This window comes from Nocardioides eburneus, from assembly GCF_040838215.1.
Classification (GTDB): domain Bacteria; phylum Actinomycetota; class Actinomycetes; order Propionibacteriales; family Nocardioidaceae; genus Nocardioides; species Nocardioides eburneus.
On the sequence record NZ_JBFPJR010000015.1, the window covers coordinates 1 to 12,726 of the forward strand.

Annotated in this window: 10 protein-coding genes; 5 read left to right on the forward strand and 5 right to left on the reverse strand. The window is 71.1% G+C overall.

Features of this window, described 5'->3' with window-relative positions; translation table 11 throughout:
* Positions 1-337: CoA-transferase (locus AB3X52_RS10165; protein WP_367993881.1), on the forward strand; the 337-nt coding region annotated here is incomplete at its 5' end.
* 106 nt (positions 338-443) lie between these two features.
* Here the strand turns inward: AB3X52_RS10165 and AB3X52_RS10170 are convergent.
* The 5 genes from AB3X52_RS10170 to benA all read right to left on the reverse strand — a co-directional run bounded on the left by AB3X52_RS10170 (position 444) and on the right by benA (position 9,202).
* Positions 444-1,682, reverse strand: coding sequence for a benzoate/H(+) symporter BenE family transporter (locus AB3X52_RS10170; protein WP_367993883.1), 1,239 nt, complete (start codon positions 1,680-1,682; stop codon positions 444-446).
* Positions 1,682-4,339, reverse strand: a complete 2,658-nt coding sequence (locus tag AB3X52_RS10175; protein ID WP_367993885.1) for a LuxR C-terminal-related transcriptional regulator — start codon at positions 4,337-4,339, stop codon at positions 1,682-1,684. Before AB3X52_RS10175 ends, AB3X52_RS10170 begins: the two co-directional genes overlap by 1 nt.
* A gap of 68 nt (positions 4,340-4,407) precedes the next feature.
* Positions 4,408-7,203 (reverse strand): benzoate 1,2-dioxygenase electron transfer component BenC, encoded by a 2,796-nt coding sequence (gene benC, locus AB3X52_RS10180; protein WP_367993887.1) that lies wholly within the window; start codon positions 7,201-7,203, stop codon positions 4,408-4,410.
* Between the two features lie 9 nt (positions 7,204-7,212).
* On the reverse strand, positions 7,213-7,761 hold the full coding sequence (gene benB, locus AB3X52_RS10185; RefSeq protein WP_437440544.1) for a benzoate 1,2-dioxygenase small subunit: 549 nt from the start codon (positions 7,759-7,761) through the stop codon (positions 7,213-7,215).
* Between the two features lies 1 nt (position 7,762).
* Entirely contained in the window at positions 7,763-9,202 is a 1,440-nt protein-coding gene (benA, locus tag AB3X52_RS10190) for a benzoate 1,2-dioxygenase large subunit (protein WP_367993889.1), read from the reverse strand.
* Positions 9,203-9,427: 225 nt separating this feature from the next.
* Between benA and AB3X52_RS10195 the strand changes: the two genes are divergently transcribed.
* The 4 genes from AB3X52_RS10195 (at position 9,428) to catC (ending at position 12,724) form a co-directional block, all read left to right on the forward strand.
* Positions 9,428-10,372, forward strand: a complete 945-nt coding sequence (locus AB3X52_RS10195) for a LysR substrate-binding domain-containing protein (protein WP_367993891.1) — start codon at positions 9,428-9,430, stop codon at positions 10,370-10,372.
* The gene (locus AB3X52_RS10200) at positions 10,369-11,472 is read left to right on the forward strand and encodes a mandelate racemase/muconate lactonizing enzyme family protein (RefSeq protein WP_367993893.1); all 1,104 of its coding nucleotides are present in this window, start codon (positions 10,369-10,371) and stop codon (positions 11,470-11,472) included. Before AB3X52_RS10195 ends, AB3X52_RS10200 begins: the two co-directional genes overlap by 4 nt.
* Before the next feature lie 91 nt (positions 11,473-11,563).
* A complete protein-coding gene (catA, locus tag AB3X52_RS10205; RefSeq protein ID WP_367993895.1) occupies positions 11,564-12,439 on the forward strand; it encodes a catechol 1,2-dioxygenase in 876 nt (291 codons plus the stop codon).
* 3 nt (positions 12,440-12,442) lie between these two features.
* A complete protein-coding gene (catC, locus tag AB3X52_RS10210; RefSeq protein ID WP_367993897.1) occupies positions 12,443-12,724 on the forward strand; it encodes a muconolactone Delta-isomerase in 282 nt (93 codons plus the stop codon).
* Positions 12,725-12,726 lie beyond the last annotated feature (2 nt).

Here is a 12,726-nt window from a genome sequence, read left to right on the forward strand (position 1 = left end):
GATGCAGGTCGCGGTCAACGGCGACATCGCCAACTGGATGATCCCGGGCGCCATGGTCAAGGGCATGGGCGGCGCGATGGACCTCGTCTCCGGCGCCGGCCGGGTCATCGTGCTCATGGAGCACGTCACCAAGAAGGGCGAGCACAAGCTGCTCACCGAGTGCGCCCTGCCGCTCACCGGCAGCGGGATCGTGAAGCGGGTCATCACCGATCTCGCGGTCCTCGATGTCGCGGGCACGCACTTCGAGCTCGTCGAGCTCGCCCCCGGCGTCTCGTACGACGACGTGGCCACCGCGACCGGCGGCCCGGTCATCGACAAGACCGCCGCCGCCGTCTGAGTCGCCGAGAGGTCACTGATTCCGCGAGAAGTCACCGCTTCCACGCGAGACGTCAGTCATTGAGTTCGAGAGGTCACCCGGCTCCGGCCGGGTGACCTCTCGGCGTTCACGCCGGGCGCCGCTCGACCAGCTTCTCGGCGTCGAGCAGGGCGCACGCGACGACACCGGCCACGAGACCCCAGAACGCCGAGCCGATGTGGAGCACGGTGACGTCCGAGACAGTGACGAGGAACGTGACGAGTGCGCCGGTCGCGAACGGTCCGGAGAAGCCGGTGAGGAAGGCGCCCTGGAGCGCCTTGAGCATGGCGAGGCCGCCGAGGGCGGCGACGAAAGCGCCAGGCATCGTGGTGATGATCCGGACCATTCCTGGGGCGAAGAGCCCGAACGAGATGGCCAACGCACCACAGGTCACCGCGGCGGCGTAATGCCGTCGCCGGTCCCCCGACGCCGTGACCAGCGCGTTGGTCGGACCGGCCAGGCAGGTCGAGGCGGCACCGAGCGGAGCGGCGACGAGCGAGGCCACGCCACAGGCGAAGGTGATGCGGTCCATCGGCGGCCGGTGGCCGGCGGCCTGCAGGACCGCCATGCCCTGGCCGTTCTGCACCACGATGACGGTGATGACGAGCGGGACCGCGAGCTCGACGAACACCGGCACGTGGAAGACCGGCGCCTGCCAGGCCGGCTCGACCAGCCAGCGCCCGGAGGCATGGACCGGCGAGCCCCGGCCGAGGACGACGACGACGCCGACCACCAGCGCCGCCAGCACCGGCGGCACCCACCGGGCCAGGGTGGGCAGAGCGCTGACCGCGACGAAGGCGCCGACCATCGCCCCCGCGAGCGCGACGTCGTGGTTGATGGCCTCCACGAGGTCGGTACCGAAGTGGAGGAACACCCCGGCCACCATCGCCATGACGACCGGCATCGGGAGCAGCCGCATGACCCGCTCCACCTGTCCACTCAGCGAGAGCAGGACCATGAGCACGGCCGCCATGATGAAGCCGCCGACCACCTCCGGCCAGGTCGTGCCCGCGGACATCGCCTGCCCGACCACCACCGTGCCGGGGATGGTCCAGAAGAACGCCAGTGGCTGACGCGTCACGAGCGACGTGACGATCGTGAGCAAGCCGTTCAGCACGAAGACGCCCGCCACCCAGGAGGCGACCACCTTCGGCTCGAGCCCGGCCGAGCGCCCGACGGCGAGAATCACCGCGACCGGGCCGGTGGCCGAGAACAAGAAGCCGATCAGACCGTTGAGCAGCTCGTGGCGACCGAGGTCGGCGCGCAGCGTGCGCTGAGCCGCCACCGCGTCAGAGAGCTCACGGGCGGTCAGGTCGTCGACACTCATCAATCAGACTCCGGGAGAGAGGACTGGCGGTGGGCAGCGAGCTCGGTCCGGGAGCGGACGCCGAGCTTCGTGTAGATCCGGGTGAGGTGGTATTGCACGGTCTTCGGTGAGACGTAGAGCCGCGCGGCGACCTCCTTGTTGGCCAGGCCGGAGGCGACCAGGTCGGCGACCTGCTCCTCCTGCGGTGTCAGGGCGTCGGGGGCGCGGCCCGCGCGTTCCCCGTGGACACCGCCGGCCTTGAGCTCCCGGTCGCAGCGTTCGACGTACGTCGTCGCGCCGAGGCCGAGATAGAGCTCGCGCGCCGCGGTGAGCATCTCGTCGGCCTCGCGGCGCTTCCCGGCCCGGCGCAGCGTCTGGCCGTAGGCGAAGTGGACCCGGGCGAGGTCGTGGCGCAGCGAGGTCCCGTCGAGGAGTGCGAGCGACTCCTCGAAGACCCGCCGGGCGGCCGGAAGGTCCCCGGTGGCACCGAGGAGCCGGCCACGGGCGTAGCCGAGGCGTGCCCGTGTCGAGCGGTGGTCCCGCTCGGTCGCCCGCTGCTCGTGGGGCTGGAGGAGCGCATCGGCCGCGGCGTACCGACCCTCGACGACGAGCGCGTTGGCCAGCACGTCGACCCACGGCCAGAAGCCGGGCTCGTCGAGGGTCGTGCCGGGCGCCATCGCGACGAGAGGCTCGAGCGTACGACGCACGCGGGCGTAGTCCGCCTCCGCCTCGGCGATCTGGGCCCGGGCGAGCAGCGTCGGAACCCGCATCATCGGATAGCCCTGCGTGACCGACTCCGCCGCGCGTACGGCGGCGACCGCCTCGGTCCAGTCTCCGCGCAGCGCCTGGATCTGGGTCGCGGTCCAGGCGAGCAGCGGATCGGCGAGGACGATCCCGCTCTCCGCGGCGAGTCGGCGGCCCTGCTCGACGGTCGCGAGCGCCGTGTCCCAGTCACCGGTGAGGAACTGGACGCGGGCGAGCCAGCCGAGCGCCCACAGCGAGATCCGCGCCGACCCGCCGAGGAAGGCCATCGACACCGCTGCTTCGAGGCTGGTGCGCGCGCCGTCGACGTCGTCCTCGATCACCTGCAGCCAGCCGCGGCCCATCCTGACCCGCTGCGCCTGGGCTCCGTGCGGGACGCGCGCTGCGACGTCGGCGTACGCCGCCACGGCCTCCGCGCGCCGGCCGGAGCCGGCCATCCCGAGACCACGGATGGCGGCCGCCTCGAGGCCGGCGTGCGACTCCCTGCCGCCCAACTCGATCGCCTTGTCCGCCCAGCGGACCAGCTCGGAGCCGCGACACTGCACGAGCGCGTGGAGCACGAACCGCTGCGCGATGAGCGCCGCGGTCTCCGGGTCGCGCTCGAGGTTGACGATCTCCCACGCCCTGCGCAGCCGTACGTCGGCCTCGGCCGCCCGGCCACGGAGGATCGCGAGGTAGGCGAGGGTGACGTCGCGCAGCGGTGTCTCGCGGAGGCTCTCGACGGCCGGCACCATGGCGGCCGCGCCGACGCAGTCACCGGCCGCGATCCGGGCGTCGACCGAGCGGGTCAGCCGCTCGTCGTGCAGCAGCGGGTCGGCGGTGAGACGACTGGCGTCGCGGAACAGCGTCGCGGCCTCGGCCCATGCCCCCTCGGCGCCTCGCGCCCGGGCCTGGCGGTCGAGCTCGTCAGCCAGCGCGCCGTCGGGCGTCGGGGTGGCCGCGACGAGGTGGCCGAGCCGTTGCACCGGATCGGTGACGACCTCGGCGGCCTTGCGGTGCGCCGTCGCGGCCCGGCGTACGCCCATGCGGTCCACGACGGCGGCCCGCACCAGGGCGTCCCGCAGTCGCGGGTGTTGCTCGAACCACGGCGCCAGCAGCCCGGCGCGATCGGCCTCGTCGAGGGCGGAGAGGGGGTCCTCGAGCCCGGCGAGACGCGCGACGTCGCCGAGCGGATGGCCGTCCTCGAGGATGGCGAGCGCCTCCACGAGCGCGCACGTCTCGGGGCTGCACCGCGCGACCCGGGACGCGACGTCGACGAGGACATGCGCCGGGGCGGGCAGGCGTGAGTCCGGCCGCGACCAGACGGCGGCCGGGACCTCGTCGAGCAGAGCGAGGGCGTCTCGCGGGTTGCCGCCGGTGTGCCGGGCCAGGACCCCGGCCATCGTCGGGTGGAGGACGCGCCCACGCAGCGCCGCGAGCTCGGCCGTGGCCGCCGCGTCCAGGCCCTCGAGTCTCAGCTCGTCCGAGGCGAGCCGGACCAGCTCGGAGGGCAGGTGGCGGCCGGCCGCCACGACCAGCAGCGGGGCGTGACGGTGCCGTCGTACGGCGGACGAGAGCGCGTGCAGCGAGACCGGGTCGGCCTCCCCGGCATCGTCCACGGCGACCAGCGCCGGCCGGGACGGAAGGCGCCCGACGAGCTGGTCCGCGGCCGCCACCGGGTCGTCGGATACGTCGGCCTGCAGGAGCTGCCGCAGCAGCGACCCGGGAGTCGTCGACTCCCAGCTCGCGGCCCGCGCGAAGAGCGCCGCACCGGCGCATCGGTCGGCGAGCCGGCGCAGCAGCGCGCTCTTCCCGATGCCGGGCTCGCCGGTGAGCAGCACGAGGTCGGCCCCCGACCCGGTGGTCTGCGCGAGTCGTCGCTCCAGCTCGCCCAGCTCGCCGTCCCTCCCGACGCACCCGGCCATGGGGATGAGCACCCTCACACCCTAACGAGGGTCACGTCGTCCGACTCCCATCCGATCCCTCCAGCGCCCGCATCCCTCGCTCAACCGAGGTCACCGCCGGCCACGGGCAGGACCGTGCCGGTGATGTAGCTGGCCTCCTCGGACGCCAGGAAGCAGATCGCCGCTGCCTGCTCGTCGAGCGTGCCGTAGCGGTGGAGCAGCGCCGAGTCGACGGTCTGGTCGATGTGGGCCTGGAACCACGCCTTCTCCTGCTCGGTGCGCGGCTCCGGCGTGCCGCGCGAGATGCGGCGCGGCGGCGCCTCGGTGCCGCCCGGGGCGGTCGCGACCACGCGGATGCCGGCGTCGGCGTACTCCATGGCGAGGGAGGCGGTGATGGCGTTGATGCCGCCCTTCGCCGCGGAGTAGGGGATCCGGTGGATGCCGCGCGTCGCCGCGGAGGAGACGTTGACGATCACGCCCGCGCCGCGCTCGACCATGCCCGGCAACACCGCCCGGCAGGCGTAGAGCGTGGTCATCAGGGAACGATCGACCTCGGCGCGGATCTCGGCGTCGGTGAACTCGGTGAACGGCTTGAAGTTGATCGCGCCGCCCACGTTGTTGACCAGCACGTCGACGCGGCCGAAGCGAGCGAGCGCCTGGCTGACGATCGAGGTCGCGCCTTCGTAGTGCTCGAGATCGGCGGTCACGGCGAGTGCCTTCGGGCCGTGGGCGGTGAGCTCGTCGGCCAGCTCCGTGACCAGCTCGGAGCGGTCGGCCAACACGAGCAGCCCGCCCTCGGCGCTGATCCGGCGCGCGACCTGGGCACCGATGCCCTGCGCGGCGCCCGTCACGACGACCACCAACTGGTCGAAGCGGCCCGGCGTCACGAACCGCGGGCGCTTCGCCGCCATCGTGTCCGACATCGCCCGCCGCATCGTCTCCTTCGAGCGCTCGGCGTGCGCGACGATCAGCGCCCGGGCCGCCTCGCGGTCGCCCGCCTCGAAGGCGGTGACGATGTCGAGGTGGTCCTGCGCGCACAGCGGGTGGCACCAGGTCGCATGGCGCAGCACCTCCTCCATCCGGCCCTTCACCCCCAACGCCTGGTAGGCCTGGAGCAGGTGGTCGTTGCGGGTCTGCGCGAAGAGGTAGTCGTGGAACGCCGCGTTGGTCTCGGTGTAGCCCGCCGCGTCCGTGAACCTGTCGCCGACGACGTACGGCACGGTCGACTCGGCCAGCAGGCGGTAGCCGGCCAACTGCTGCGACGTCATCCGCCCGATGGTCAGCTCCAGGGCGCCCAGCTCCAGCGCCTCCCGGGCCTCGAAGATCGCGTCGCTGGAGCGGACGTCGGGGTGCTCCTCGCCGATCTGGTAGCCGTCCGGCGCCACCGCCGAGACGTCGCCCGTTCCCGCCGAGGCGTCACTCGTTCCGCGCGAGAGGTCACTCGTTCCCGCCGAGAGGTCACCGAGCTGGGAGGCGAACACCTGCTGCCCCGCGATCGCCCGGGCAGACCCGGCCGGAAGTAGCTCCTCACCGGCCTCCAGCGTGCCGGGCTCGCCCCCGCTCGTGCCCGGCACGCCGATGAACTGGCCGGCCACACGGCGTACGACGTCGGACTCGTCTCCCACCGCGACCGCGCCGTCCCACGGCGCGATGTCGGCTGCCGGCAGCACCTCCTGGCCGGCGATCCCGCGCGCCTCGGCATGGAGCTCGAGGACGACCGACTCCGCGGCCGGAACCACCGACGCCTCGGCCGGAAGGAGTGACCTCTCGCGCGGAAGGGGTGACTTCTCGGCGAGATCAGGCGACTCCTCGGCGGGAACGGGTGACTCCTCGGCGGGTGGGGCCGCGGCGAGGGCGAACTTCTCGTAGTAGAAGCCGGTCGGCTCGACGCCGATGCCGGCGACGTGGCCGCGCACCGCCTCGACCATCGGCGGCGGACCGCAGAGGTAGATCGCGACGTCACCCTCGTGCAGATGCTCGCGCTCGATCAGGCTCATCACGTAGCCCCGGTGGGGCGCCGAGCTGGCCGGGTCGGAGACGCAGTAGTCCCAGGTGAGGCCCGGCAGCTCCGCGGCGAGCGCCTCGAGGTCCTCCAGGCCGCACAGGTCGTCGTCGGTGCTGACGCCGTAGACGAGGTGGGCACGGCGGTCGGACCCGTCCGCCTGCAGCTTCCGCAGCATCGCCAGGATCGGCGCGAGCCCGGTGCCCCCGGCGAGCAGCAGGACCGGCCGCTCGGTCTCGCGCAGGAAGAACGAGCCGTTGGGCCCGGTGAACGACACCTCGTCGCCGACCCGGGCGCGCTCGGTCAGCCAGGTCGACATCGCCCCGCCGGGGGTCAGCTTGACGAGGAACGTCAGCCGCTCCTCGTGCGGCGCGTTGCTGAACGAGTAGGAGCGCGTCACGTCGGTCCCGGGGACGGCGATGTTGACGTACTGCCCCGGCAGGAACGCCAGCTCTCCGCGGTTCGGGATCTCGATCCCGAGCCTGACCGTCGTCGGCGACACCCGCTCGAGCTCCACGACGGTGCCGGCGTACGTCGCCGCCCGCGTCTTCGCGACCGCCGACGTGCTCGCGATCTGGAGCACGAGGTCGGTGTGCGGCCGCAGCTGGCACGGCAGCACATAGCCCTCCGACGCCTCCGCCTCCGACAGCGCGTCGTCGATATAGACGCCGTGCTCGTAGTCCCCCGACTCGCAGAACGCCTTGCACGTGCCGCAGGCGCCGTCGCGACAGTCCAGCGGGATGTTGATCCGTTGACGGTACGACGCGTCGGCGACGGTCTGGTCCTCGCGACAGGTGATGAAGCGGGTGACCCCGTCCTCGAAGGCGAGCGCCACCGAATGGGTGTCCGCGCCGGTGGTCGCCTCGGTGCCGGGCTCGCTCTCCAGTGCAGTCATGACCCCACCTCAGAAGTGGTAGACGTCCACCACGTGGTGGATGTAGTCGTTCTTGAGCACAACGGTCTTGCGCCGGATCAACGGCTGCTCGCCGGAGAAGTCGATCGTGTAGAACGACGTCCCGTAGTAGGGGTCGACGGTGTGATAGCGGAAATACATCGTGTGCCAGTTGAAGCGCACGTCGACCACGTCGCCGCGCCGCTCGATCACCTCGACGTTGCTGATGTTGTGCGACGTCCGGGGCTCCGGGATCGAGGTCGCCGAGGAGCGCTCGGTCCGGATTCGGAAGACCCGGTCCTCCAGACCGCCCTTGTTGGGGTAGTAGATCAGCGAGATCTCGCTCTGCGGGTCCTCGGTGAGCCGGTCGGTGTCGTCCCACGCAGGCATCCAGTAGACGACGTCGTCGGCGTAGCAGCCGAGCCAATTCTCGAACTCTCGGTCGTCGAGGTAGCGCGCCTCGCGGTAGAGGAACTGCTCGATCGAGTTCTGGGTGATCAGCGTGCTGCCCGCGTCGGCCGCCGACGGCGTACCCATGCTGGTGCTCTGCGCGATGGTCATCTCAGCGCTCCGTCCCGTTCGCGTGGCGGTTCTGAAAGGCCGCCTCCTCCTTCGCCACCGCTGCGCGCATCGTCTCCAGCCAGTAGCCGTGCTGGACGGGGTAGAGCCCCTCGTCCTCGTTCTTGACGCCGGCGGAGATGACTCCGTCCATGCCGAGCGCCGTCGCGACCGGGTCCGGACCGGTGAGCCAGTGCTCGGCGCCGCGGCTCATGTCGTTCCATGGGGCGTTGGTCGCGCGGAAGGTGAGCTGGCAGGAGCGGAACTCCTCCAAGTCGTCGGGGGTCGCCATGCCGGAGGCGTTGAAGAAGTCCTCGTACTGCCGGATCCGCCAGGCCCGGGCCTGCTTGCTCTCACCCTTCGGGGCGATGCAGTAGATCGTGACCTCGGTCTTGTCCGGCGCGATCGGGCGGAAGTGCCGGATCTGCGTCGAGAACTGGTCCATCAGGTAGACGTTCGGGTAGAGGCACAGGTTGCGGGAGCCCTTGACCATGAACTCCCCCTTGGCATCCCCGAACGTCGCCTTGAGCTCGTCCATCCGGTCCCAGAGCGGTCGGTCCTGTGGATTGCCGGCCCAGGTCCACAGGCACAGGTGGCCGTTCGGGTAGGACCAGTAGCCGCCGCCCGACTTGCCCCACTGACCGGCGTCGAGGGTCTTGGTCTCGTTCTTCGACTCACCGGTGTTGCGGCGCGACGTCGTGGCGGCGTAGTTCCAGTGCGTGGCCGTCACGTGGTAGCCGTCAGCGCCGTTCTCCGCCTGGACCTTCCAGTTCCCGTCATAGGTGTACGTCGACGCGCCGCGCAGCACCTCGAGGCCGTCGGGCGACTGGTCGACGAGCATGTCGATCACCTTCGTCGTGTCGCCGAGGTGCTCCTCCAGCGGCACGACGTCGGGGTTGAGGCTTCCGAAGAGGAACCCGCGGTAGCTGGCGAACCGCTCGACCTTCGTCATGTTGTGGGAGCCGTCGACGTTGAACGTCGCCGGGTAGCCCGCGCCCTCAGGGTCCTTGACCTTGAGAAGCGTGCCGTCGTTGCGGAAGGTCCAGCCGTGGAAGGGACAGGTCAGCGTCGTACGGTTGTCGGTCTTCTTGCGGCAGATCATCGCGCCGCGGTGGGCGCAGGCGTTGATGAGCAGATGAAGCTCGCCGTCCTTGTCGCGGGTGATCACGACGGGCTGCCGGCCCATGTACGTCGTGAAGTAGTCGCCCGGCTTCGGCAGCTGGCTCTCGTGGGCGAGGTAGATCCAGTTGCCCTCGAAGATGTGCTTCATCTCGAGCTCGAAGATCTCCTCGTCGGTGAAGATCCGACGGTTGGCCCGGAAGACACCGGCCTCCCGGTCGTCGACGACGGCATCGGCGAGCACCGTCTCGAGGTGGTCGAAGGTGTCCGTCGCCGGGCCACCCAGGCTCCGAGGAGTCGTGGGGCGCTCCGAGGTTGCGGTCATGATCTGCCTCCAGCAAGTCGTGGTCCCTCGACCTTGACACTGCGTGGCGGTCGTCACACCCGGGCAATACCTAGTCCCGACCTAGGCACCCTTTGATCGTCACCGCTTATCAATCATGCGCAAACGCGTCCTTGTCCTTGATAGATCACCGGTCCTAGCGTGGCAGTCGTCACGTGGCGACCGTCACACCGACGGACCGTCGCGCGGAGGATGAAAGGACGCCCCATGGAGTTGCGCCACCTGCGCTATTTCGCGGCCGTCGCCGAGACCTGCCACTTCGGGCAGGCGGCGGAGCGGCTCCACATCGCGCAGCCCGCGCTCTCCCAGGCGATCCGCCAGCTCGAGACCGAGCTCGACGTCACGCTCTTCACCCGGACGACGCGCCAGGTCGCGCTCACCCCCGCCGGCGAGTTCCTCCAGGCGGAGGCGGCCCGCGTGCTCGCCGCGGTCGACGACAGCGTCCGAGGCGTACGACGGATCGCGGCCGGCCGCCACGGCCTGCTGCGCCTCGGGCTGACCGGCACGGCCGCCTTCTCCCACCTGCCCCACATCGCGCGGGTCGTGAAGCGCGAGCTGCCCGGCGTCGCCCTGGAGATCCACGCCGACCTGCTCACCCCCGCCCAGTGCGACGGGCTCCGCAACGGCGTGCTCGACCTCGGGATCCTCCGTCCGCCGCTGACCGGCGACGGCATCGACCTGCGGACCATCGAGGTCGAGCCGCTGGTGCTGGCCCTGCCGACCGACCATCGCCTCGTTGCCGAACCGGTCATCTCGATGGCCGACCTGCGCAGCGAGCCGTTCATCGTCTACGGGATGCGCGACTCGGCGGTCAACGAGGCCGTCCTGCGCAGCTGCCGCACGGCCGGGTTCATGCCCCACCGTGAGCACGAGGCGCCCGGGACCGCGGTGCTCCTCGCCCTGGTCGCCGCTGGTCTCGGCGTCTCGATCGTGCCCGCCGGCGTACGCTCCCTCCCCCTCGAGGGCGTGGTCTTCCGCGACCTGCTCGACGCCGGCACGGTCGAGCTCGCCCTGGGCCGCCGCCACGACGACGACAGCCCGGTCGTCGACGCCGTCGTCGGCGTGCTCGCTGCGTCCTCCCTCCTCGGCCGCGTCCCCCACGCGCTCGCCGCCGCCCTGCCCACCGACTTCCCCGAGCGAGGCCTCCGATGAAGATCACGAAGGTGGAGGCGATCCCCTTCGCCATCCCCTACGTCAAGCCCCTCCGCTTCGCCAGCGGTGAGGTCCACACGGCCGAGCACGTGCTCGTCCGGGTCCACACCGACGACGGCGTGGTGGGCGTCGCCGAGGCGCCGCCGCGGCCGTTCACCTACGGCGAGACCCAGGCGGGGATCGTCGCCGTCATCGACCAGATCTTCGGTCCACAGGTCACCGGCCTGACCCTCCTCGAGCGCGAGGTCGTCCAGGCGCGCCTGGGCCGCACGATCGGCAACCCGACCGCCAAGGCGGCCATCGACATGGCGATGTGGGACGCCCTCGGCAAGACGCTCGACCTGCCGGTGAGCGAGCTGCTCGGCGGCTACACCGACCGGATGCGCGTCTCCCACATGCTCGGCTTCGAGGAGCCGGCGACGATGGTCGCCGAGGCCGAGCGGATGGTCGACACCTACGGCATCCGCACCTTCAAGGTGAAGGTCGGCCGACGCCCCGTCAGCCTCGACACCGCCGTCGTCCGCGCGCTGCGGGAGCGGTTCGGCGACGCCGTCGAGCTGTACGTCGACGGCAACCGCGGCTGGAACGCCTCCGAGTCGCTCCGCGCGATGCGCGAGATGGCCGACCTCGGCCTGCTCTTCGCCGAGGAGCTCAACCCCGCCGACGACGTGCTCGGCCGACGCTGGCTGGTCGGCCAGCTCGACGTCCCGTTCATCGCCGACGAGTCCGTCCCGACCCCGGCCGACGTCACCCGCGAGGTGCTCGGCGGCTCGGCCACGGCGATCTCGATCAAGACCGCGCGCACCGGCTTCACCCAGAGCCAGCGGGTGCACCACCTCGCCGAGGGGCTCGGCCTCGAGGTCGTCATGGGCAACCAGATCGACGGCCAGGTCGGCACCGCCTGCACGGTCGCGTTCGGGGCGGCGTACCGGCTCACCTCGCAGCGCGCCGGAGAGCTGTCCAACTTCTTGGACATGAGCGACGACCTGCTCACCGAACCGCTCGACATCCGGGACGGCGAGCTCGTGCTCCGGCCACAGGCCGGCATCGGCATCGAGATCGACCCCGACAAGCTCGCGCGCTACCGCACCGACGGCTAGCCGACGCCCGACCGACGCATCACCCAGAACCTCCCCGGGGATCCCGAGAGCCCCGGGCACCAGGAATCAGCAGAACCACAAGGAGATGACCATGACCACCACCGACGCCGCGGTCGAGACCGCGACCGCCGCCGCCTCCGGTGCTTCGGCGACCGAGCGCTTCCACACCGACAAGTCGCCCTACGAGGCCGTCAGGAACACCCCGAAGGAGCGCGTCGACCGGCTCGCCCGGCGCGTCCTCGAGGCCCTCTACGACACCATCCGCGAGGAGCAGGTGACGTACGACGAGTACAACGCCCTCAAGGCGTGGCTGATCCAGGTCGGGCAGGACGGCGAGTGGCCGCTCTTCCTCGACGTGTGGGTCGAGCACGTGGTCGAGGAGGTGGCCACCGCGGACCGCAAGGGCAACAAGGGCACCATCGAGGGGCCCTATTACGTCCCGGACGCCCCCGAGGTCGCCGACAAGAACGGCGTCGGCACCGTCCCGATGCGCGAGGGTGAGAAGGGCACCCCGCTCGTGTGGAAGGGCACGATCACCTCCACCGACGGTGCCCCGCTCCCCGACGGCAAGGTCGAGATCTGGCACGCCGATGACGACGGCTTTTACAGCCAGTTCGCCCCCGGACTGCCGGAGTGGAACCTGCGCGCCACGAACTCGGTCGGCGCCGACGGCTCCTTCGAGATCCACACCGTCCAGCCGGCGCCGTACCAGATCCCGACCGACGGCGCCTGCGGCAAGTTGATCGCCGCCGCCGGCTGGCACGCCTGGCGTCCCGCCCACATCCACGTCAAGGTCTCGGCCCCCGGCTACCAGCTGCTCACGGCCCAGCTCTACTTCCCCGGCGACGTCCACAACGAGGACGACATCGCCTCGGCGGTCAAGCCCGAGCTGATGCTCAACCCGCAGCCGCAGGGCGACGGCACCTCGCTCGTCGAGTACGGCTTCGTCCTGGACCCGGAGGCCTGACGCGTGCTCTTCCACGTGCGGATGGACGTCCACATCCCCCACGACCTCGACCCCGGTGTGCGGGCCGAGACCGTGGCCAAGGAGAAGGCGTACTCCCAGGAGCTGCAGCGACAGGGCACGTGGCCGCACATCTGGCGCATCGTCGGGGAGTACTCCAACTTCTCGATCTTCGACGTGGCCGACGGCGACGAGCTCCACCGCATCCTCTCGGGACTGCCGCTCTTCCCCTACATGGACATCCACGTGACGCCGCTGGCGACACATCCGTCCGACATCAACGCGTGAGC

Excerpts from the sequence above, each read along its gene's own strand:
- AB3X52_RS10170 (WP_367993883.1), bottom strand. The coding sequence starts at position 1,682 with ATGAGTGTCGACGACCTGACCGCCCGTGAGCTCTCTGACGCGGTGGCG.
- benC (WP_367993887.1), bottom strand. The coding sequence starts at position 7,203 with ATGACTGCACTGGAGAGCGAGCCCGGCACCGAGGCGACCACCGGCGCG.
- benB (WP_437440544.1), bottom strand. The coding sequence starts at position 7,761 with ATGACCATCGCGCAGAGCACCAGCATGGGTACGCCGTCGGCGGCCGAC.
- benA (WP_367993889.1), bottom strand. The coding sequence starts at position 9,202 with ATGACCGCAACCTCGGAGCGCCCCACGACTCCTCGGAGCCTGGGTGGC.
- AB3X52_RS10195 (WP_367993891.1), top strand. The coding sequence starts at position 9,428 with ATGGAGTTGCGCCACCTGCGCTATTTCGCGGCCGTCGCCGAGACCTGC.
- AB3X52_RS10200 (WP_367993893.1), top strand. The coding sequence starts at position 10,369 with ATGAAGATCACGAAGGTGGAGGCGATCCCCTTCGCCATCCCCTACGTC.
- catA (WP_367993895.1), top strand. The coding sequence starts at position 11,564 with ATGACCACCACCGACGCCGCGGTCGAGACCGCGACCGCCGCCGCCTCC.